This is a genomic window from Methanobrevibacter sp. (genome assembly GCF_045646205.1).
In the GTDB taxonomy this organism is placed as follows: Archaea; Methanobacteriota; Methanobacteria; order Methanobacteriales; family Methanobacteriaceae; genus Methanocatella.
On sequence record NZ_JAZRKF010000006.1, the window covers coordinates 21,497 to 42,508 of the forward strand.

General features: G+C 34.2%; 32 protein-coding genes and 1 tRNA gene. 32 read left to right on the forward strand and 1 reads right to left on the reverse strand.

Translation table 11 applies throughout. The annotated features are described in order from the left end of the window. Nucleotides 1–194 precede the first annotated feature (194 nt). The 32 genes from ehaA to ACKI44_RS01570 all read left to right on the forward strand — a co-directional run bounded on the left by ehaA (nt 195) and on the right by ACKI44_RS01570 (nt 20,433). Complete coding sequence (ehaA, locus tag ACKI44_RS01415; protein ID WP_407420925.1) at nt 195–569, forward strand: energy-converting NiFe hydrogenase A subunit EhaA; 375 nt, start codon at nt 195–197, stop codon at nt 567–569. Then, nucleotides 562–1,059, forward strand: a complete 498-nt coding sequence (locus tag ACKI44_RS01420) for a hypothetical protein (RefSeq protein WP_407420926.1) — start codon at nt 562–564, stop codon at nt 1,057–1,059. Before ehaA ends, ACKI44_RS01420 begins: the two co-directional genes overlap by 8 nt. A gap of 5 nt (nt 1,060–1,064) precedes the next feature. Then, nucleotides 1,065–1,313, forward strand: a complete 249-nt coding sequence (locus ACKI44_RS01425) for a DUF2109 domain-containing protein (RefSeq protein WP_296797679.1) — start codon at nt 1,065–1,067, stop codon at nt 1,311–1,313. A 9-nt stretch (nt 1,314–1,322) separates the two neighbouring features. Then, nucleotides 1,323–1,592: a DUF2108 domain-containing protein gene (locus tag ACKI44_RS01430; RefSeq protein ID WP_407420927.1), complete on the forward strand. Its 270-nt coding sequence runs from the start codon at nt 1,323–1,325 to the stop codon at nt 1,590–1,592. Beyond that, nucleotides 1,585–1,845, forward strand: a complete 261-nt coding sequence (locus tag ACKI44_RS01435; protein ID WP_303736076.1) for an EhaE family protein — start codon at nt 1,585–1,587, stop codon at nt 1,843–1,845. Before ACKI44_RS01430 ends, ACKI44_RS01435 begins: the two co-directional genes overlap by 8 nt. Beyond that, entirely contained in the window at nt 1,842–2,423 is a 582-nt protein-coding gene (locus ACKI44_RS01440; RefSeq protein WP_407420928.1) for an EhaF family protein, read from the forward strand. Before ACKI44_RS01435 ends, ACKI44_RS01440 begins: the two co-directional genes overlap by 4 nt. Further along, nucleotides 2,423–3,118 (forward strand): EhaG family protein, encoded by a 696-nt coding sequence (locus ACKI44_RS01445; RefSeq protein ID WP_407420929.1) that lies wholly within the window; start codon nt 2,423–2,425, stop codon nt 3,116–3,118. The genes ACKI44_RS01440 and ACKI44_RS01445 overlap by 1 nt, the downstream gene beginning before the upstream one ends. A 7-nt stretch (nt 3,119–3,125) precedes the next feature. After that, complete coding sequence (locus ACKI44_RS01450) at nt 3,126–3,797, forward strand: hypothetical protein (protein ID WP_303736073.1); 672 nt, start codon at nt 3,126–3,128, stop codon at nt 3,795–3,797. Between the two features lie 7 nt (nt 3,798–3,804). Beyond that, the gene (locus ACKI44_RS01455; protein ID WP_407420930.1) at nt 3,805–4,017 is read left to right on the forward strand and encodes a DUF788 domain-containing protein; all 213 of its coding nucleotides are present in this window, start codon (nt 3,805–3,807) and stop codon (nt 4,015–4,017) included. 7 nt (nt 4,018–4,024) lie between these two features. Beyond that, nucleotides 4,025–4,885 (forward strand): respiratory chain complex I subunit 1 family protein, encoded by an 861-nt coding sequence (locus ACKI44_RS01460; RefSeq protein WP_407420931.1) that lies wholly within the window; start codon nt 4,025–4,027, stop codon nt 4,883–4,885. Nucleotides 4,886–4,898: 13 nt separating this feature from the next. After that, entirely contained in the window at nt 4,899–5,156 is a 258-nt protein-coding gene (locus ACKI44_RS01465; protein WP_407420932.1) for a hypothetical protein, read from the forward strand. 10 nt (nt 5,157–5,166) lie between these two features. Then, nucleotides 5,167–5,469: an energy-converting hydrogenase subunit EhaL family protein gene (locus tag ACKI44_RS01470; protein WP_407420933.1), complete on the forward strand. Its 303-nt coding sequence runs from the start codon at nt 5,167–5,169 to the stop codon at nt 5,467–5,469. A 10-nt stretch (nt 5,470–5,479) separates the two neighbouring features. Then, nucleotides 5,480–5,866, forward strand: coding sequence for a DUF1959 family protein (locus tag ACKI44_RS01475; RefSeq protein WP_407420934.1), 387 nt, complete (start codon nt 5,480–5,482; stop codon nt 5,864–5,866). An 11-nt stretch (nt 5,867–5,877) separates the two neighbouring features. Then, nucleotides 5,878–6,327, forward strand: coding sequence for an NADH-quinone oxidoreductase subunit B family protein (locus tag ACKI44_RS01480; protein WP_407420935.1), 450 nt, complete (start codon nt 5,878–5,880; stop codon nt 6,325–6,327). After that, a complete protein-coding gene (locus tag ACKI44_RS01485) occupies nt 6,324–7,448 on the forward strand; it encodes a nickel-dependent hydrogenase large subunit (protein WP_407420936.1) in 1,125 nt (374 codons plus the stop codon). Before ACKI44_RS01480 ends, ACKI44_RS01485 begins: the two co-directional genes overlap by 4 nt. Next, nucleotides 7,449–8,477: a 4Fe-4S binding protein gene (locus ACKI44_RS01490; protein WP_407420937.1), complete on the forward strand. Its 1,029-nt coding sequence runs from the start codon at nt 7,449–7,451 to the stop codon at nt 8,475–8,477. It abuts the gene before it with no gap. Continuing rightward, nucleotides 8,474–9,841: a 4Fe-4S binding protein gene (locus tag ACKI44_RS01495; RefSeq protein ID WP_407420938.1), complete on the forward strand. Its 1,368-nt coding sequence runs from the start codon at nt 8,474–8,476 to the stop codon at nt 9,839–9,841. Before ACKI44_RS01490 ends, ACKI44_RS01495 begins: the two co-directional genes overlap by 4 nt. 4 nt (nt 9,842–9,845) lie before the next feature. Then, nucleotides 9,846–10,892: a hypothetical protein gene (locus ACKI44_RS01500; RefSeq protein WP_407420939.1), complete on the forward strand. Its 1,047-nt coding sequence runs from the start codon at nt 9,846–9,848 to the stop codon at nt 10,890–10,892. A gap of 1 nt (nt 10,893) precedes the next feature. Beyond that, entirely contained in the window at nt 10,894–11,784 is an 891-nt protein-coding gene (locus ACKI44_RS01505) for a formylmethanofuran--tetrahydromethanopterin N-formyltransferase (RefSeq protein WP_407420940.1), read from the forward strand. Nucleotides 11,785–11,793: 9 nt separating this feature from the next. Beyond that, nucleotides 11,794–12,732, forward strand: a complete 939-nt coding sequence (locus ACKI44_RS01510) for a carbohydrate kinase family protein (protein ID WP_407420941.1) — start codon at nt 11,794–11,796, stop codon at nt 12,730–12,732. A gap of 24 nt (nt 12,733–12,756) precedes the next feature. Next, nucleotides 12,757–13,584: a 4Fe-4S binding protein gene (locus ACKI44_RS01515; RefSeq protein WP_407420942.1), complete on the forward strand. Its 828-nt coding sequence runs from the start codon at nt 12,757–12,759 to the stop codon at nt 13,582–13,584. Nucleotides 13,585–13,595: 11 nt separating this feature from the next. Then, entirely contained in the window at nt 13,596–14,231 is a 636-nt protein-coding gene (locus ACKI44_RS01520; protein ID WP_407420943.1) for an HPP family protein, read from the forward strand. Between the two features lie 42 nt (nt 14,232–14,273). Continuing rightward, nucleotides 14,274–14,570, forward strand: a complete 297-nt coding sequence (locus ACKI44_RS01525) for a putative quinol monooxygenase (RefSeq protein WP_407420944.1) — start codon at nt 14,274–14,276, stop codon at nt 14,568–14,570. Between the two features lie 51 nt (nt 14,571–14,621). Beyond that, nucleotides 14,622–14,694 (forward strand) — tRNA-Thr (locus tag ACKI44_RS01530). Nucleotides 14,695–14,743: 49 nt separating this feature from the next. Continuing rightward, entirely contained in the window at nt 14,744–15,106 is a 363-nt protein-coding gene (locus ACKI44_RS01535; RefSeq protein ID WP_407420945.1) for a hypothetical protein, read from the forward strand. Between the two features lie 243 nt (nt 15,107–15,349). Continuing rightward, nucleotides 15,350–15,838 carry a MarR family transcriptional regulator gene (locus ACKI44_RS01540; protein ID WP_407420946.1) on the forward strand — a complete coding sequence of 163 codons (489 nt, stop codon included), beginning with the start codon at nt 15,350–15,352 and terminating at the stop codon, nt 15,836–15,838. Nucleotides 15,839–15,877: 39 nt separating this feature from the next. After that, entirely contained in the window at nt 15,878–17,263 is a 1,386-nt protein-coding gene (locus tag ACKI44_RS01545; RefSeq protein ID WP_407420947.1) for a DHA2 family efflux MFS transporter permease subunit, read from the forward strand. 115 nt (nt 17,264–17,378) lie between these two features. Continuing rightward, a complete protein-coding gene (locus ACKI44_RS01550; RefSeq protein ID WP_407420948.1) occupies nt 17,379–18,500 on the forward strand; it encodes a tocopherol cyclase family protein in 1,122 nt (373 codons plus the stop codon). Next, nucleotides 18,497–19,171 carry a diacylglycerol/polyprenol kinase family protein gene (locus tag ACKI44_RS01555; protein WP_407420949.1) on the forward strand — a complete coding sequence of 225 codons (675 nt, stop codon included), beginning with the start codon at nt 18,497–18,499 and terminating at the stop codon, nt 19,169–19,171. Before ACKI44_RS01550 ends, ACKI44_RS01555 begins: the two co-directional genes overlap by 4 nt. A gap of 129 nt (nt 19,172–19,300) precedes the next feature. Next, nucleotides 19,301–19,567 carry a 2TM domain-containing protein gene (locus ACKI44_RS01560; protein ID WP_407420950.1) on the forward strand — a complete coding sequence of 89 codons (267 nt, stop codon included), beginning with the start codon at nt 19,301–19,303 and terminating at the stop codon, nt 19,565–19,567. Continuing rightward, complete coding sequence (locus tag ACKI44_RS01565; RefSeq protein WP_303736051.1) at nt 19,564–20,004, forward strand: LytTR family DNA-binding domain-containing protein; 441 nt, start codon at nt 19,564–19,566, stop codon at nt 20,002–20,004. Before ACKI44_RS01560 ends, ACKI44_RS01565 begins: the two co-directional genes overlap by 4 nt. Nucleotides 20,005–20,013: 9 nt before the next feature. Beyond that, a complete protein-coding gene (locus ACKI44_RS01570) occupies nt 20,014–20,433 on the forward strand; it encodes a DUF3021 domain-containing protein (RefSeq protein WP_407420951.1) in 420 nt (139 codons plus the stop codon). Between the two features lie 136 nt (nt 20,434–20,569). On the opposite strand, the gene ACKI44_RS01575 is transcribed toward ACKI44_RS01570, so the two are convergent. After that, entirely contained in the window at nt 20,570–20,974 is a 405-nt protein-coding gene (locus ACKI44_RS01575; protein WP_407420952.1) for a DUF3795 domain-containing protein, read from the reverse strand. Nucleotides 20,975–21,012 lie beyond the last annotated feature (38 nt).

Below are 21,012 nucleotides of genomic sequence, written 5' to 3' on the forward strand. Positions count from 1 at the left end.
CCATACTCATAGATTAACATATAAAATTTAATCAATTAATTAAAAACGAGTTAATATATTTTATAAATCTTTAAAAAATCTTATTTTATTAATTTAACCTTATTAATGCTTTTATTTATAATTTTTAAGTCATAACATTTATATATTTTTTCGATTATAAATTTATATATTATAATATAAGAGGGAGTCTTAATATGTTTGAGTTAGTTCATTTTACCGTAAACTCAGCATCAATTGCTAATGTTTATGGTCTTGCTAATATAACAATCGGTTATTTTGATATAATTCTAGCCTATATTGTAGCTATTATTGTATCTATCATAATTGCATTAATCTTAAAAGTTCCGCTGATACCTTCTGACAGGTATTCCTTTGATGTTAGTGCGATTTATCCAACTCCAATTTTTGCAATAGGTATTCTTTCATTGTTTTTAGTTTTAAATTACACTTTTGCATTTAATGGACTTTTACTCGCTGTAATTATTGGTGTTTGTTCTGCTTTGTTCGTAAAGTATTTATTTTATTACATATTTCCAGCTCCAAGTGAGGGGGAGGATATAAATGAATGAGATTATTGGAATAATACTTGCAACAATTATATGTTGGTTGAATTTTGTAATTGTTGATACTTATTTCGGACTTCCAGAACAGCCGGGAGTTAAAGGGGCTCGTATTATAGGTGAATCAATTAAGAAAAGAAATGGAGATATTGCTGGTGGATTTTTCCAGGGAAACATCTTATGTTCTCCGGACGCATCTGCCGGTACATTAATGGCATCTATTGGATATCTGCTTCTGGGTATTCCTGGAGGTATTATTGCAGCATTTTTAGTTTTGATTGGAAACAGATTATGTGCTGATCCTGGTTATGCTGGAACTGTCGGATCATTAACTGCTACGCTACTTATTTTTATATTCTCATTTATCGGATTAACTCCTGAAATGTTCATTGTAGGTATGGTTATTGCAATATTGACTATCCAAGGTATCGATCAAGTTAGAGCATCTATCATTCTTGGTAAGATAGCTGAAAAATTTAATAGACATGCTAAAGAGTGATATTTATGTATGTGGAAATTATTGGTGTAATTTTAATATTTGTATCATTGAGGGCATTGATAACTAAAAACAGGGCAGAGAGATTATTGTATCTGAACGTTATCGGTTTCGGTGTGTCTGCACTTATTGCCCTTGTAATCAATACGCCATTTGCCCTTATAGTTGCAGCGGCATTCTTTATATGCTCTACAATCAGTGCAAATGCAATTGCATACACATTAAAAAAATTAGATGAGGAGATACTTTTAGACTGAGGGGATTATATGGAGTTTGTAGTATCTATAATTGCAATTGCGTTAATGGTTATTGGTGCTTTAGGTATCATTTTGCTTAAAAAACCTATGGATAAAGTTATAATGTTTTCTATCCTTGATGCAGGTTTTTTACTGACTGTAGTGTTATTCAAGTACCTTGATGTGGCCTTGTTTGTTTCACTCTCAGGTCCATTGTCAACATTGGTATTCATAATGGCTATTGTTAAAATCAAAGAGATTAGAGCTAAAAAAGTAGAAAGTGGTGAGATACATGATTAGTGTTCAGTTATTTTTCTATTTCGGAATTGTTTTAGCTATTGTAGGTAGTTTGGCTACCGCATGGGGTCCTGGAGTTAAAGATCCTATTGTCAGAACATTCAATACTGAAGTGGCATCTATCGGTGTATGTCTGGTATTGCTTTCATATAATCATGTTTTAGCTTTATTGACACTGGTTGCAACAACGGTTATTATTACTTTAATCTTATTTAGAGCTATTATTCGTTTAGAAGAAATGGGGGCAGACGTATGAAGATTGGAAGAATTTGGAATAAACTGGCTGACCCAAAAAATGTTCCTCGCCTCTTTGCATTCTGCTTGGGAATCATTTTGATTGTGGGTTTTGTTGTCCCTATGGCTTTAAATCCTGATCAGTTATACACAAGACCGGCTCCTCAGGAGCAAATTGATGAAGGTCTTCCAATCGCACCTTATGACAGGGGTGGCGTAATATTAAAAGAGCCTGGAATCATTCATGCCCAATACCCTGAAAATTCCAAGGAATTGGGAATGATTACTGCTTACATGTCTCCTTTGGCTGAATGGGTATCATCAATATCTCCGTATTTCGGTACGTCTATCTATTCATCTCCTGGTGGACTTATTGATGAAGTACTGTATTATACTAGAGGATTCGATACAATTTTAGAGTCTTCAATATTGATGATGGCATTTATCATTGCCTCATGGTTAACTGTTAATTATACAATGAACAGAAGAGACATTGAAAAAGACCTTAAAAAGGCAGCAAATGACTCTGCAAACCTTGCACGTGAGGTTAAAATCAACGATGAAAAGGCAAGAGCCAAACAGTTAAGGAGGGATAACTGATGGTTTTCATACCTCCTCATGTTCCTGCTGAATTTATTTCAATGTATCTGCCGGCCATTTACGCCGGTTTGATTGTAGGTTTTATAGGATCAATGGCAATAGCAATGAGAAGAGAAGAGATTCATATTCTTATCTTAACCGATTTGATTGGCCTTGCAATGATTTTTGTAGTATCTGCAGTAGGTACTGATTTGGCAGAGGCATTAATATTGCCTGGTCTGGTAGTTGAGCTTGCAGAAACTTTGGCTATTTCAGAAATATTGCTTTCAAGAGAAATGCATAAGATAGAAGCAGACCCAAGAAGAAACCTTACTAAGTCAACTTCCCTATTCCCACAGCCTTTTGCTTTGGATATGGAAATAATGACTACTGCACCTAATTTTATAGCTTTGGTGTTAATAGCTTACGGCATATTCCTGACAGGATTTACTGGTGGTGCTGTTGCAGGTGGGGGAATTGTTTTATATGCATTATCCAAAAAGGCAAGAGGACTTCCTGTTTTAGTAATTGATGGAATTGCTGGTGTTTCTGGTATTGCATGGTGTTTATGGATTATAGGATTTGCATTATTCTTTGTCGCTCCTGGTTTGTGGATACTTAGTTTATTCTTGGCAGCTTGTGGTTTATTATTAAAAGTAGCTTCAAAAGTTGGTTTAATTGGGCTACTTATGAGAGAGGACATTGATAAGGAGTAGTGGTAAAATGGATTTTGGTACACTTGGAGGAAATTTATTCGGTACAATACCATTGGGTGATATCGTATTATATATCACGCCACTTAGTTTATTCTTATTTGCAGTATTGCTAGTATTTACTCTTTTAATTGCAATAAGTAAAACAGAAACACAGGTTGAAGCAACATTTATGAAACTTTCAAACACTGATGTTAAAGTGGGCAAGAAAGAATTCAAACAAAGAAGATTTTTAGCGGTGATTTGTGGTATTGCTTCTGCCGGAGCAATGCTTACCGGTGATTTGTTTAACTTCACATTATTCATGGCATTAATAGGTATTTTAAATATCGGTATCGTTTCAGCTGTTAAACAAACCACGGTTTTAAACTCAGCATATCAGTACGGTTTAATTGCAATGATGTGCAGTTTACCTTTATTCGGTGGAGCATCAATCATTCTTGCATCAACCGGAACATTAAGCCTTGCAGTATTATCACAGATGTCTGCAACTCCAATGGTTGTCTTTGGTGCGGTTTTAATGTTACTCGGTATATTGGGTGAAAGCGGTGTAGCACCATTTTTCGCAAGTAAGGCGGAAATGTTTAGAACACCCGGTTCTCCGTTCATTGTTATTATTCACTTAAGTTCTTTGTTTATTATTGTAAGAGCTGTTGAAATATTATTATTGGTATTATGGTAGTGGGAGTATGGTAAATAAAACTTTATGTATTATATTATTAATTATATCAACAATAGCTATTCTGGCTTGCTTGGTTGTTAACCTTGAAGCATGGATTGTTTATTCAGTAGCTATTATTGGTATTCCACTTTGGGTTTTATCATTTGGTCTGCTTACAATGGCCAAACCTAGAGCGGAAGATGTGGAAGAAAGGGTGAAAGAACCGTTTACTGGATATTAGTGGTATTATGAATTTAATGGCAGATATTTTAATTAATGTAATTATTGCATTCCTTGCAGGAAGCCTGCTTTTAGGTTTGCATAGAAAAATAATGGCACGTGTTCAGAAAAGGCCAGGTCCACCTATTATACAGCACCTGTTGCATTCCTTAAAATTCTTCTTTAAGGAAACTGCATTTCCAAAAACAGTGTCAATGCCCTTTTATATAGGTATTGTATTTATATTGGCTGCTGTTTGGATTGTGGGTGTAATTGTAGGTCCGGTTTCTAAAGATTCACTTTTAATCTTATTCGGTGTTTATGCAGTTTATAAAATTGTGGAGCATAACTCAGGATCAAGTTCCGGTTCACCTTATGGAAAAGCAAGTTGTGTAAGGGCTGTTTTATCAGCAGCAACTGAACTACCATTATTTGCAGCAATTGTTCTTGTTTACTTAAAGACAGGTTCAATGAATATAGGAAATATTATCAGTTATCAGTCAGCAAATGGTCCATTGGCATTTTCAATACCTCTTGCAGCTATAATGTTTTTCTTGTTATTGTTATCAAAATCTCCATACTCTCCATTTGGAATAACAAAAGACAAAGCATTAATCTCAGGTTTTGAAACAGAGCACTTTGGATTTTTAAGAGGATTCATAATGTTTTCAGAGTCCATTTCATGGTATGTGATGTTGTGGGTTTTCCTAACAATATTCTTCGGACCGTTAACTGCTGTCGGTTATCTTATTGGAATGCTTGCAATAACATTCATTACAGGATTTATCAATGCGGTAACTCCAATTTTGAATCCGAATCATTCCGTAATGACTCAGATAACTATTGGAGCGGTATGTTTTGTTGGAACAGTTTTAATGATATTAATTTAGGGATGGGGATAAGATGAGTTCACAAAAAGTCATTGTATATTTAACTTCATTGGTTGCAATCGGTATAATTGTAGTGGGATTGCTTGCAACGCTTCTTCATTCCACACTTTTAGCGCCAATTCCAATTTTGGGAATAATTTTAGCTATTCTTGTATTGATGACTAATAAAGGTAATTTTGCACACAAGATTGAGAATATAGAAAAAATAATGTTTTTCGTAACTTTTATAGTAATTGTATGTTCATTTATATTACTTTACAAACCAATTTAAGGAGATTATTATGTTAAGATATTTAATTTATTTGCTTGCATTTGTTGTCGGTTCCATTTTAGGATTATTATACAGCTATAAGCTCCATGGCGAACCTTATATAGTTGATAGCAAGTTGGATATTAAAACCTGCATAATTTCTGTTGTTGGTTGGAATTTAGGTTTAAATTCAGGTAATATGATTTTTGGAGGAATTGGATTTCTCCTGGCAGGTTTTGTCATGGGTGAAAGACCGGGTTATGGAAGAAAAGAAACGGCTATTGGTTTGGCAGTAGCTATTATTATTTATTTAGTATTACACTTGATAGTATGATGTGATTTCAATGGATGATGAAGCAAAATTAGAATTAATGAAAGATCGTATAGTTAAAACATATGTCTGTCAAAAGGATATCATAAAGCCTTTATCCAAAGATTTTGACTGTACGACTGAAGAATTGGAGCATGTCTTTTTCGATAAGCTCGACATGTCTCAGTTATTGGCATTTCATGCTACCTTTGAAACTTCACAGTATGAATGTTTACTTAAAAAATTACATGCCGATTTAAGGCTCTGCTGGTTTATAGGAACTTTGGAACTGATAACCAAGGAAGATGCCGACGAGCTTAAAGAAAGATTGGCGCAAAAGATAATGGATGGTCAGGATTATTCTGATGTTTTAAAAGAAGGTCAAAAAGAAGTATTCACATTAATAAAAAATTCTAAATAAAGAGGGAGAAAATGTTAGATTCAATTAAGGACATTGTGAGAAAAAGCTCAATTCACGTCTGTATCGTAAATTGTGGAGGATGCAATGGATGTGATGTTGAAGTTGTTGCCTTATTGTCTCCAAGATATGATTTGGAGCAATACGGTATTTATGTTCACAATAATCCTCGTGAGGCTGATGTTCTGTTGTTAACCGGTGCTGTAACCGAGCAATGGAGAGAAAATTTAAAAAGAGTTTACGACAAGGCTCCTGAACCAAAAGTTGTAGTGGCTGTTGGAAACTGCCCGCAATCCGGAGATGTATTTAATCAGGAAGGAGGTCACGTTTATGCTCCTGCTTCCGATTTCATTCCTGTTGATGCTGCAATTCCGGGATGTCCTCCAAGGCCTAGTGAAATTCTAGAAGCCATACTTGCAGTTGGTCCTCAAGCTATTGCCGATCGTGGGAGGGAAGAAAAATGATAATGCCTATTGGTCCTATTCATCCTGCTTTAAAAGAGCCTATAAGACTTAAACTCCAAACTGAAGGAGAAAGGGTTGTCAAAGCAGAAATTGAATACGGTTATGTTCACAGAGGTATTGAAAAAATTATTGAAGGTCAAACATGGCAGAGAGGTATTTACTTATCAGAAAGGGTCTGCGGAATCTGTTCTTATGAACACACCCAAACATTCGCAGAAACTATTGAAAACATTTGTGGGGTCCAGGCTCCTCCTAGAGCACAGTTTTTAAGAGTAATCACTAATGAATTGGATAGAATTCAAAGTCATTTTCTTGGAAACTCAACATTTTTCAAATCAATGGACCATGAAACTCTATTCATGCATGTATTGGAATTGAGGGAATATGCAATGGATGCTATTGAACTGTTGACTGGAAATAGGGTTAACATGGGTTGGAATGTTGTTGGCGGAGTCAAAATGGATGCTGATGAACGTCATTTCAAACCTATTTTGGAAAATCTTGAAAAGATTGAAGAAGGTTTCGAGAGAACCCGTGAAATGTTTGCTGAAGGTCCTGCATTAGCTCTTCGTTGTAAAGGTGTCGGTGTGATGACCAAAAAAGAAGCTATTAAAGGAAGGGCAGTCGGCCCTATCGGAAGAGGTTCCGGAATCAAATACGATTATCGTGAAGACCATTATACTTACAAGGATTATTTCGATTTTAAAACTATCTGGAGAAAAGAAGGGGATAATTACGCAAGAACCTTAAATAGATTTGATGAAATTCCAGAATCCATTAGTTTAATCAGACAGGCTATTGACAATATTCCTAAAGGAGATATTCGTGTCCCTGTTGAGCTTAAATCTGGTTATGCGCAATGGAGAAACGAGGCTCCTCGTGGTGAAGTTACCTATACAATTGAAACCAACGGTAATTTGATTAAGCATATTTCAATCAGAACTCCAAGTATTCCGAATATGGATTCATGTGCCAAATATATGATTAGGGATGTGGCTTCAGTTTCTGATGCTATTTCCACTTATGCTTCAAGTGATCCGTGTGTCGCTTGTGCTGAAAGAGTTGCAGTTACAAATGAACACGGCAAAACTTATTTAACTGATGTATGTGGGGTAAAGTAAATGTCATCTTTAATGTGGTATATTTATGATTTTGCAAGAAAGGCATGGGCAGATGCATTTACAAATGCTAAATCTTTACCTGAATTGGCAGAAAAACCGGAAAGGTTTAGGGATTTTCCTAAAGTAAATAAGGAGTATTGTATTGGCTGTGGTGCATGTACGGTTTCCTGTCCTTCACCTAATGCTATTAAAATTGTTCGTGAAAAAGATGATGAAAGCGGTGAGGGTCTGACTTATCCTGAAATTTATCCCGGCGCATGTATACGCTGCGGATTCTGTGCGGAAGTATGTCCGACCGAACCTAAAACTTTGGAATGCGGTCACAATCACTTGATAAAGCCTGAATTCAATATCATTCCTTCCAAAAGACAATATATTGTTGATGATTATTTATGTATCAAATGTAAGAAATGTATGAAAAAATGTCCTGTTAATGCAATATCTCTTGTTAACGATAAGCTTCACGTTGACCAGCTCAACTGTATTGCATGCGGTGAATGTATAGATGTCTGTCCGGTTAACGGTGCAATGAAAGGAGTGTTTGTTGAAAACCTGCAGGACCAGAAGGATTTGATTCTTTTGACAGTTAATTACCTGGAAGACTACATTAATTCCAAGGAGGAAGATTTAAGGGCTCTTGAAAAAGACAGCCTGCTTCAGTATGACGTTCCTTTGGATGACATTTGGGATGAAGCACTTAAAATCATTCCTGATGAGGAAATCAGTTTTGAAATCATTTCCAATGCTGTTAACAGACTTAAAATCAGGATTATTGATTGGGATAAAAGTAAATGTAAAAAATGTCAGTTATGTATTCCGGATTGCCCAACCAAGTGTATTTCATTTGATGAAAAAGAAGATACGATTGTTAGAGACAAAGATAGATGTTTAAGATGCAGTATATGTTACCAGACATGTCCTTTCTCAGTAATAAAATACTTTATTGCTAAATTCTCACTTGGAGATGATAGAATTATTCATACTACTGTGAAAGCATCTAATTTAAATGAGGAGATTTTAATGGAGTGAGTGTCATGATTGATAGTTATACTAAAACTCCAAGGCCATTGAGGCACGTTGATGTTGATTATTTAATTAATCAGACCAAATGTCAGGATTGTGCAGATAAGCCATGTCTTGACTCCTGTCCTATTGATGCAATCTATATGGATGATGTTGAGGGTCTTGTTAAAATTAAAAACACCTGTTTCGGCTGTGTTTTATGCCGTAATGCATGTCCATACGATGCAATTACTTTGGATGTTCAAATGGATCCTCCAATCAAAGAGGAAGTTCCAAACATTAACATTAAGTTATGTAAGGCTTGCGGAGCATGTGTTCAGGCATGTAAAAACGGATCTATCCATATTTTCAATGATGGAAACAATCCTCCCCACAGTGAAATCGATAAGGATACCTGTGTTCGCTGCGGATACTGCTTTAGGGTATGTCCTACTGATGCAATCAAATATGGTCAATTGCTTCCGAAGACTGTTAAGGGAGGAAAGGCAATTGTCGTTAATCAGGATAAGTGTATCGGCTGTATGACATGTACAAGGGTTTGTCCGTCAACAGGTGCAATAAATGTTGCAAGAACAAATAAGCTGCCTTATATAAATCCTGGATACTGTGCAAGATGTGAGGAGTGTATGCATTCCTGTCCTTCAGGTGCAATAAGATATGCTTCACGTAAAAAGGCATATAAAATGTATAGTGAAATCAAATCCTTTGATATTGTTTCAAGCATTGTCGATAATGACATGAAAAGGTTATCTCTTGATTTGATAAGTTTAAATTCTGTATTGAAAAGAGTTGCTACTTCAATGTCTTTAGAATTTGATGATCAGAACTTTGAAAACTTCATTGAATGTAAAGTAAACACTCAGATGGAAAAGGAATTGGGTGTTGTTTTAGATTCAAGCATCGAACTAAATGATTTTGATGAACTATTCGGTTCTTATCTGATGGATAGAAACATTGAGGTTTATACTAAGAAATGCCTTGCCTGCGGGGAATGTTATAATGTCTGTCCTGTTGAAGCAATTGAACTTAATGGTCCTAATCCAATCACAATCAATGACAATTGTGTGTACTGTGGAAAATGTGTAGAACAGTGCCAATTTGATGCTATCGGTGCTTATGATGATTATTATTATAGTAAGGACTCTAACTTATATTATGCAAGATCTTATCTTTATAAGCAAAGAGAAGGCGATTTATCCATATCCACAACCAAATGTCAGGCATGTGAAATCTGTGTGAGAAACTGTCCGACCGATGCATTGGTTCCGGGAGATGGTCATGTGGAATTCATTGAAGATAAGTGTATTTACTGCAGAACATGTGAAGCAATTTGTCCTGTTGATTCCATAAGAATAATTAACTTTAGGTGACTTGATGTTGGAAAAATCTTTTATTACAGACTGTGAAGGTCCATTGACCCTTAATGATAACGCATTTGAAATGTGTGCTCATTTTATAGAAAATGGGGATGAGCTATTTAAGATTCTCAGTTTGTATGATGATTATCTTGCTGATGTAGTGAAAAAAGAAGGTTACAAAGTGGGGAATACGTTAAAATTTATTTTACCGTTTTTTGTTCTTGAAAATCTAAAAAATCAGGATTTGATTGATTTTTCAAAAAACAATATCTATGCCATCAGGGATTCAAAATTCCTGTTAAAATACTTGAAGGAAGCTATGAATTCTTACATAGTCAGTACAAGTTATGGCCAATATATTGAAGCACTATCCAATTATATGGAATTTCCATTTGAAAATACATATTATACAAAAGTTGATATAGATAGTCTATCCTTAAATGACGAAGAATCAGCTAAAGTTGCAGAATATAAAAATCAAATTCTTGACAATCCCGAAGACTATGAATTGTTTGATGAGATATTCTTTAAAGAGATTCCAAAAATGGGCATTTACGAAAAAATTAAGGAAATTGACGTTGTCGGAGGTTTAGGTAAGAAACTGGCCATTGACGATATAATTGAAAAGGATCATATTGACGTTAATGAGATGCTCTACATTGGAGACAGCATTACTGATGTGGAACCCTTGCAGTTTGCACGCAAAAACAACGGCATATCCATTTCATTCAATGGTAATGAATATCCTCTTAAAGTGGCTGAAATAGCCATAGTCTCACCAAGTGCAGTAGCTACAGCAGTAATTGCTAATGTTTATGCAGATAATGATAGAAATAAAGTTTTACAATTCATTAATGATTACAATTCACAAGATGATTTAAAAGAACTCTTTGATGAGTACAAAATAAAAGAAGAAATCACATTAAAATTCTTTGAAGTCTTTGATGATGAGGATTATCCTATTATTAAAATTATTAACGAAGATAACTATAATGAAATATTAAAAGAAAGTGTCTATATGCGAAATAACATTCGTGGAGAAGATATAGGAGGACTTGGATAAAATGAATTATGATAAAGTTGAAGATACCTTTTTTGAAGCTTTTGAAGGTAAATATGTAAGAGCTTTGATTACTGGCCCGACTGAAGAAATTGTTAAAAGAGCAGCATACGACTCCACCTCCACTCCAAGTGCAGTCATTGGCAGAGTAGAAGGTGGCGTTGAAGGATTTTTAGATAAGGATGAAACTCCTGACGGCCGTTTTGGTGCTGTAGTGCAATACTGGTTAGGTGGAGATGATAAAGAAAAATTCGCATTTGAATTGTCCTATCGTTTAAGACAGGATGTGCTGGTCAAACCGTTTACACGCATATTCGACTACTCTGATGGCGACAGTGATGATTATATTGAAATGATGGACATTGTAGGCCATTGCGGTGATGGATGGGAATGGATTGTTGAAGAATATGGCCGTCGCATGATTAATGTGCCTATTGCAGTACCTGATTTTCAGATTGAAGAAAAATTTAAAATTAATGATGGAATAATGGGAGGTAACTTCTGGTATCTTTGTGAAACTCCCGAAGCAGTACTTACTGCAGGAGATGCAGTCATTAATGCAATAATGGAAGTTGAAGGTGCAACAACACCATTTGACGTTTGTTCAGCAGCTTCAAAACCTGAAACAAATTATCCTGAAATCGGACCTACAACAAATCATTATTACTGTCCGTCTTTAAAAGAACGTTTAGGTTCCGAGTCCAAAGTTAAAGATAATGTTAATTATATTCCTGAAATAGTTATTAATGCCACTGATGTGGAATCAATGTTTAAAGCTTTAAAAGTTGGAATTGATGCAGCCATCGACGTTGATGGGGTAATCGGAATATCTGCAGGTAATTTTGACGGTAAGCTTGGAGATAAAATTTATAATTTATTAGATGTGTTAAAATAAGGTTTTAATATGGAAATATTTGACGACGATTTAAATGCAGAAGTTATAGGATTTGGAGCCCTAAATGTGGATAAGCTATACTCTGTTGAAAACATTGCGGGAGCTGATGAGGAAAGCTTTATTAAAAGCAGTCAGGACACTCCTGGCGGTTCAGCAGCAAATACCATAGTTGGATTATCAAAATTGGGAGTATCTACCTCCATCATTGGAAAGATTGCAGAAGATGATGATGGGGAGTTAATAGAATATAACTTGGCTATGAATGGAGTTTTCTCAAATAATTTGATTTATGCTGATGAAGGAAGTACAGGTAAATGTCTGGGATTTGTCGATGCTTCAGGTGACAGGTGTCTTTATGTTGACTCAGGAGTTAATGACGACATCGTCATTGATGAAATCAATACTTTAAACATCATGAGATGTAAGATAATGCACTATACTTCCTTTGTAGGAGATTCATTTAAGACTCAAATCGATTTAATCAATAATTTAAATAATGATACCGTTTTGAGTTTCGATCCGGGAATGCTGTATGTTCAAAAAGGTTTGGATGAACTAAAACCTATATTGGAGAGATGCGATATCCTGCTTATAAATGAATCTGAATTAAGATTATTATTCAACGATGAAGAAACCTCATATCAACAGTTGGCAAAAGAATTTTTAAATGATGGAATTGGTATTGTTGTTGTTAAAAGAGGTTCTGAAGGCGTTTATGCCTGTAATAATAATGAAGAGTGTGATGTTGGTGTATTTGAATGTGATGTTGTTGACACTACAGGTGCAGGAGATAGTTTCAACAGCGGATTTTTATACGCTTATCTGAATGATTACAGTTTAGAAAAGTCATGCGAAATTGGTAATTGGGTAGCTAGCAAAGCTATTGAAGGTTTTGGGATGGATAAATTCCCTACATTAAATGAGTTAAAAGAATTTATTGACGTTTAAAAAGTTACATAGGTTGGTATTAATATGAATGTGTCGTTTATCAAGCAGATGAAAAATTTGGAACGTGAAGTTCTTTTGAAATCTGTTGAACTAGATGATGACGGTGATGATTTCCAGTTTGAATTGGATAGTTTTCACGCTGAAGAGGAAATTATTGCTGTTGCACCAAAATGTGTAAGATGTAATACTTGTGTTGGTACATGTCCGGTAGGTGCTATTGATCCGGCCAATATATTTAGATTGGCTAAAATCACTGACAGATGTGTTAAATGTGAAATCTGTGTTCAAACATGTCCTGTTTCAGCTATTAAATTGATTAAAAATGTAGTTGATTATGATGGTGAAAGTGAAAATGATTTCATAGAATACAGTTTGAACAATGTCCGCTGTCCTCACAGAGTCGTAAGAATGAATGAAATTGAAATTGATTACTCTCAAGACAATAACTGGCAGGATTGTGCGGATTTATGTCCAACCAATGCATTTACTTTAGAATTTAAAGAATTTTTTGAGAATCTGGGCGTTGATACAGGAATTGATTTAGATGAAGATACGTTATACCCTTATATCAATAAGAAATTATGTATTGGATGCAGTGCCTGTGTTGAAATCTCAAAAAATGATAATGCCATTGCATTAGATAGGATAATGGGGCCGATAGTTCATGTAAGAAGAATTGACGTTAACCATGATTTGTGTGTTAACTGTTATTTGTGTGAAGAAAATTGTCCTGTTGAAGCGATATGGCTAGAGGATGGAGAGGTAGTTTTAGATAATGATAAGTGTATTCGTTGTGTCGAATGTACTAACCATTGTCCAGTAGGAGCACTACAACGTGTAGAAATTGAATAGGAGGATTTGTTTTGAAAGCTAAAGAGTTAATGGATAAAGAATTTGTATATTTAAACTGTGAAGACAGTGTTGTTGAAGTCTCAAAAGTCATGGAAGAAATCAGAAGATTTACCTGTCCTGTTGTAAATGACAATAAGCAATTAGTTGGATGGGTCACTTCATTTGACATAACTAGAGGTTTAAGAGAAGGAAACGAGAAAATTAATGAAATCATGAGTTCTTATGAAGAGATTACCACTATTCATGAAGATGCGCCTGCAAGACTTGCAGTGCTATTAACGGCAAACAATAAATTTGTTACCGTACCTGTTATTAATGACGATAATCAGGTTATAGGAATGATTCGTGCCTGTGATATCGTTGAATTGTTGTCTGAACTTTATGATATCAAAGTATCAAAATTGTATAAGGCTATGCAAAATCAGCTGAAAGGAGTAACCTGGGAAGAGTTAATGGCTGCTTCAGCTTTGGTTTCCAAAAAGACTACTGGTAAAAAGATATCTCCTGAGGAATATGAAGAAAGTATTATGAATTCAACTTTTGGAGAAGCTATCTGGGCAACTGGAGGTTTGGAAAAATTCTTTGCAGGTCTAATTTCTGTTGGAGAAATGGTAATTGCTAGAAAAGTTGGAAGGGCCAGAAAATAGTGTGGTTAATTTCAACTTTATACTAATTTCATTTGTGATAATATGATTATAGTATTGGCAAAAGCAATAGCTAAAGATGATGATGCGAAAAATGAAATCATTGAATTTTCAAAGGATTTAATTGAAAACTCCAAATCAGAAGAAGGCAATATTGACTATAATCTATATGAAGATACTTCTGATAACTCTTTAATGTTTGTTGAAAAATGGGAATCCCTTGAAATCCTTCAAAAACACATGAAGACAGATCATTTCCTTAAATTCGGTCAAAACATCGGAGATTTACTTTCCACAGACCTTGTGATTGATGTCTTCAATTCTGAAAAACTCGAATTTTAGTTGTTTTTCAGAAAACTATTTATTTTTTTAATTAAAGATATTAATTAGTATGCTACTGTAACACAATTGGCAGTGTGCCGCCCTCGTAAGGCGGAGGTTGCGGGTTCAAGTCCCGTCAGTAGCTTCATTTTCAATAAATGGATTATTTTATTATTTAATGGGAGGTTAAAAACATGAAATTGGAAAATGCAATAATTTTAATTTTAATCATTGTTATTATTGTGGTCACTGGTGTTGTATTGCTGATGAATGTTGGCAATTTTTCCATAACTCATCAGGACAGTGCTACAAACATTACAAATAATTCACATACCAATACATCAGTTCAAAATAATGTAAACACTGATTCACAGCAATCTCAAAGTAGCAGTTCTTCCGGTTCCCCTTCATCAGATTCTCAAAGCTCAGGAAGTTCTTCTTCTAGTTCCAGTAGTTCTTCCAGTTCAAGTAGTTCTTCTGATTCCGGCAGTTCATCTTCAGATACTTTTAAACCTGGTCAGGCACCGGGAACTCAAAATTACGGGGATTTTGATTAATCTCCATTTATTTTCTTTTGTCATGTTCATATCATGTTAGTTCATTTATATTAAATTATTTATAGGACTAAATAATTATTTTTAGTTTCTCTTTTTTTCATTTTTATGATATATTTATTACACAGTAATTTAATAAATTATAATGTATTGCAAGTACTTGCAATAAATTTTGAGGAAATTAATTTATTGAATGTGGTATATTTGAATGAGATTTTATTTCATAAACTGTATTTTATCAATGAAATGTTTGAACAGAAAAGTAAAATGAACCAATCTGAAATGAATAATCTTTCTAGAGGTCAGGGAAGGGTTCTAGCTATTTTAAAAAGGAAAGACAACATTTCCACTAAAAATTTGGCTATCATTTTGGGAATCAGTATATCTGCATTAAATTCTCTTTTGACAAAATTGGAAAAGAACGGCTTTGCGGTTAAAGAGCAATCAGATGAAGATAAACGTGTTTTACTTGTTAAATTAACTGAAAAGGGTCGAAGTCATGTTTTAAAACCTTCAATTGATTATGATCTTTTTGATTGTTTGGATGATGGTCAAAAACAGGATTTTGATTCATGTTTAAATTCAATAATTAATGAAATGCTAGAGGATTTTAAAAGAGATAATCCTGAAAAATTTGATGAAATCTCTAAAAAGAGAAATCAGCTTATTAAAGAATTATTCGATGATGATTCAAGTAATTTCTGGTATTCGGTAATTGAAAGTAAAAATAAATGATAAGATAATTTTCTCAAATAAATAAATTAAGGGATTTATATGAAGTTAACAAAAGAATATATAACATTAATCATATTTCTTATTGCAACAACATTCTTAAGTACTTCTCAAACTGTTGTTACAACAGGATTAACGGGGATTATGGCAGATTTTCATGTATCTTCTACTACTGCGCAGTGGATTTATTCATCATTCCTGCTGGTTTTAGGGGTTATGATTCCAACATCTGCATTTATTGCCCGTAGATTTAAAATAAGAAAAATTATAGTTTACAGCCTTATTTTATTCTTGATAGGATCAATTATTTCATATGTTGCTCCTTCAATTTACGTATTAATTTTAGGAAGAGTCATACAGGCTGTTGGAGCGGGTATTTTATTACCTATTACTCAAATTGTAATTCTTAGAATAATTCCTAAGGAAAAATGGCAAATGTTCATGGGGTTATTTGGTTTTATCATAGGTATTGCTCCTGCTTTAGCACCTACTATAGGAGGATTTATAATCGACACAGCAGGTTGGAGACCAATATTTTTAATATTTTCAATCATAACATTTATCCTGATTATAATCTCTGCAATTGGAGTTAAACTTGAATTTGAAACAAGCGATTACTCTCTGGATATCGCTTCATTAATATTGTGTACTATTGGTTGTGTCGGATTAATGTTTGGATTTTCAAATATTGCAGGTCATGGTTTCAGTTTAATTTATGTTATTTTACCAATTGTTATAGGTGCTGTTGCGTTAATTGTATTTGGCAGACGCCAATTCAATATTAAAGCTCCTCTTTTGGATTTAAGAATTTTCAAAAATAAATATTTCTTCTTTGGAACTATGTTTTCTGCAATTTTATACTTTACAATGTGTGGATTGAATGTTCTCATGCCGTTATTTGTTCAAAGTATTTCATATTACTCTGCAACGGAATCAGGTATCGTACTCCTTCCTGCCACAATCATAATGATTGTATTTAATTTCCTTGGTGCTATGTTGGCCCATAAATTTGGTGTAAGAAAGATATTGATAATCTCCTGTTTATTTACCATTGCAGGCTATCTGGTCATGATGACTTATGATATTAACTCAAGCATTAATTATATGATGTTTACCCAAATATTGAGGGCTATAGGTGCAGGTTTAGGTTTAATGCCTATTGTAACCTGGACTATCAGTGTAGTGTCAGGCAATATTGAAGATGCAACAGCTATTAATACTACCGTAAGACAGCTTATCGGTGCAATAGGTTCTGCCCTTTCTGTTGTAATATTGGCACTATTTGCAGGAGGTACTCTTGCCCATAATAGGGTTTCAGTTTCAGCATTTGGTGAAACTTCACTGACCATGGCATTTTTGGCAGTTATAATGCTGTTAATTGTTATTCTATTCATACATGACAATGTTGAACCGGAGGAATTTAACTAAATTTCATCTTTTACTATTCGTTTGTAATATATTATTGGCATTATTTTACTTAAAAACAATAATCTTTTTATTAAACTTTAAATAAATTATATATTATCTTATTGGAGGATTTTAAATGAATAAAAGTGATTTGGAAAGAAACTATTATATGCTCAAAGGACCACTTGCAAAAAAAGGTTATGATTGGTGGTGGCATTCCTTAACTGCATATAACAAGGAAACTGGCGAAGCAAAGCCGTTTTTTATTGAATATTTTGTATGTAACCCTGCATTAGCTGAAGATGAACCTACATTAGGTCAGGATCCTAAAAATCAAGAAGAAGGTAAAAAACCCTCTTATTTTATGATGAAAGTGGGAACATGGGGTAAGGATGCTAAACAAATACATAATTTTTACTCAATGAAACAATTCCAATGTCCTGATGATAAGCTGGATATTCGCGTAGGGGACTGTTCTTTAAGTGAAACTCATATGCGAGGCTCATGTAAAGTGACTGAAGAAGATGCTAAAGACCATCCTGAACTTATGTGTGATGCCGGTGATATGAGGTGGGATTTGGATATTGATAAGCAAATCACTTTTAATGTGGGATATGGTGCTAGTAAATTATTCAGAAAATTAAACTCATTTGAAATGTTTTGGCATGCTGAAGGAATCAAAACCCAATACAGCGGATCAATATGGTTGGACGGAGTTGAATATGAAGTTATTCCTGAAAAATCATATGGTTATGCTGATAAAAACTGGGGTGGAGACTTTACAAGCCCATGGCTTTGGATTTCTTCATGTAATTTAACCAGTTTAAAAACAGGTAAAAAATTGAATAATTCCGCATTTGAAGCCGGTGGTGGAAGACCTAAGGCATTTGGAATTTCCATTCCTCGTAAATTATTAATCGGATTTTACTATGAAGGAACAATGTATGAATACAACTTTGCAAGGTTCTGGAACATGGTTAAAATAGATTTTGACTTTGAAGAGGGGGAAGATGTCCATACATGGCATGTTAACGCATCAAATAAAAACTCACGTATGGAACTTGTACTGTACTGTAAACGTGATGAAATGTTATTAATTAATTATGAAGCTCCTAACGGTAAAAAACTCCACAATCGTCTATGGAACGGTGGAAACGGTTGGGGCGAAATTAAATTATATAAAAAAGACGGCACATTAATTGACCATGTAAAAATTGAAAATGCCGGATGTGAATATGGGGAGTATGATAAAGAATGAATTTTGCAGATATAATAGTTTTAATTGCCGTATATATCTATGTAATAGCTATCTTTATTTTGTCTGAAAAGGTATTGAAGACAAAACCTGAGGTTTCACGTAAGTTTTTACATATTATGGTTGGTAATATGATTTTTGCCATGCCATTTTTCTCAGAGCCTTGGATAATGATTGTTTTTTTAACGCTTCCGGCAACGATTGGAACATTCCTGCTTACTGAGTATTCACCGATTAAAATTCAAAATTGTGTAACTGAATCAGGCCACGCTTTAGGTTTATTCTTCTATTCAGCTATTTGGACGGTTTTAATTTTAGTATTCCCAAATTACTTGTGGATTGTTGCTCTTGCTATCGTACCTATGGTATATGGTGACGGTTTTGCAGCATTAATCGGTCAGAAATTCGGTAAAGTCAAATATAAAGTATTCGGCGGTGAAAAATCTCTTGAAGGGTCACTTACAATGTTTGTAATTACAACCGTTATGAGTGTATTCGTATGGATGGTTTTCATGACTATCGGATATCCTATGCCTCAATTTAACTTATGGGCGATTTTAGGAATTTCTGCTATCGCAACGGTTTGTGAAGCTTTAAGTTATGGTGGAATTGACAATTTAACAGTTCCTGCATTGACCTCTATCTTATATTATCTGGTAACTATTACATTATAGTTACTTTCATTTCACTTTTTATTTTTTGCATTTTGGTTTTGATTATTTGCATTTCACAGACTTTGATAATCATGCCTTTATATGCCAATAATCTAATTATTATTAACGAAAAATAAAGAGGTTATTTAAATGAATGATTTTGATAGAGCAGCTGAAAGAGTAGATAAGAAAATTAAGTTTTACAGAAATTTCATGGCATATGTTTTAGTTAATGCCTTTTTGGCAGTAATTAACTTTTTGTTCACACCAGAATTTTGGTGGGTTTTATTCCCAGCGTTCTTTTGGGGAATTGGGGTCGTTGTAGACTTCTTTAAAGCATTTGTATTTGCAGATGCTTTCGGTGAAGATTATAGGCAAAGAAAAATAGCTGAAGAAATGGAGAAAATGGGATTATGAAGGTAGATTTGTTCTTTTCAAGGGATATATCCGAGCCTCATGCCGAGATTCATACCAATGAATTGACAGATAACATCCAGCAGGCGATTACCCTTTTGGAAGATGATTCTAAAATGGACATGCTTGCAGTTAAAAAAGGCAAGGATATTTCTTTTTTGAATTTTGATGAAATATTCATGATTAGAGTTGAAGATAAGCAAGTTAACGTGTATACTCAGGAAGATAAATATTTGATTAAAAAAGCATTGTATCAGGTTGAGGAGTCTTTAAACCCGTCTTTTGTTCGTATTTCAAAAACGACCATTGTCAATATCAAAAAAATAGATCGTGTAGCTCCTTCACTTAAGGGAATGATGTTTATAATGCTGAAAAATGGATTGAAGGACAATATTTCAAGAAAATATTTGCCTGAGTTTAAAAAAGCTTTGGATTTGTAAGGTGATAATATGAAGATTTCAGATATTATAAAACAATTGGCCTTGGGCGCATTTGTGGGATGTTTTATTGTTGCGCTCATTGAAGTTCTCATTGCCCTTCAGTATGGGCCTCAGCTTGTTAGTTTTTCAGGATATGATGTTATCAACGCATTTTTTGGATCCATCGTTATTGGATGGGGATTTTCTTTAAGCGGTTTTATATATGATACTGATTGGCCGTTGCCTTTCCAGGTAATCTTTCAAATGGCAATAGGTTTTACAGCATTATTCAGCGTTGCAATATACCTGGCATGGTTGCCTTTGGATTTGGGTATCAGTGTCATTATGGAATGGATTTTAATTTCAGTTATTTTTGCTGCTGTGTTCTGGTTTGGTTTTTATATCTATTATTATTTACAGGCAAGGGATATAAATCAAAAATTAGAATAAAAGAGAAGTTAATAGGGTTTATACCCTACCTCTCTCAAATATATACAAATGGGTGAGTAATATGAATTGTCAAATTCATGCGAATTAATAACAATAGTTAATTATTCACATTTAAAACTATTGTTATATTTATTATTTAAATATTTTGTTCGAATCCGCATTCACTGCATCTTTTTGTTTGAAAGTGAATGATACCACCACATTCCGGACATGTCCATTTCTCTTTATCCTGAGCCATCATTTTTCCGATACCTGTTGTTTTGATTCTTTTGGCACTTTCCAGTGTATTTAAATCATGTCTTTTAACATATTTTTTGGAATGCTTTTTCATTAACGGGCATGGAAACTCGCTGCATCTTCCACAGTAACTGAAGTTTTTTGTATCGAAACAGGCTTTAATCCTGCATTTTAAACTGGCCTTGTTTTTACCGTCATCTCCAATTAAACAACCGACACATGGATTTTCAAATCTCTCACAACTAATACAATTCACTCCGCATGGAGCAAGCAATTTTGAATCAATATTTTCTGGCATTTTCATAATTCTCTCTCACGAAAAAAAATATATTGATTTAAAAA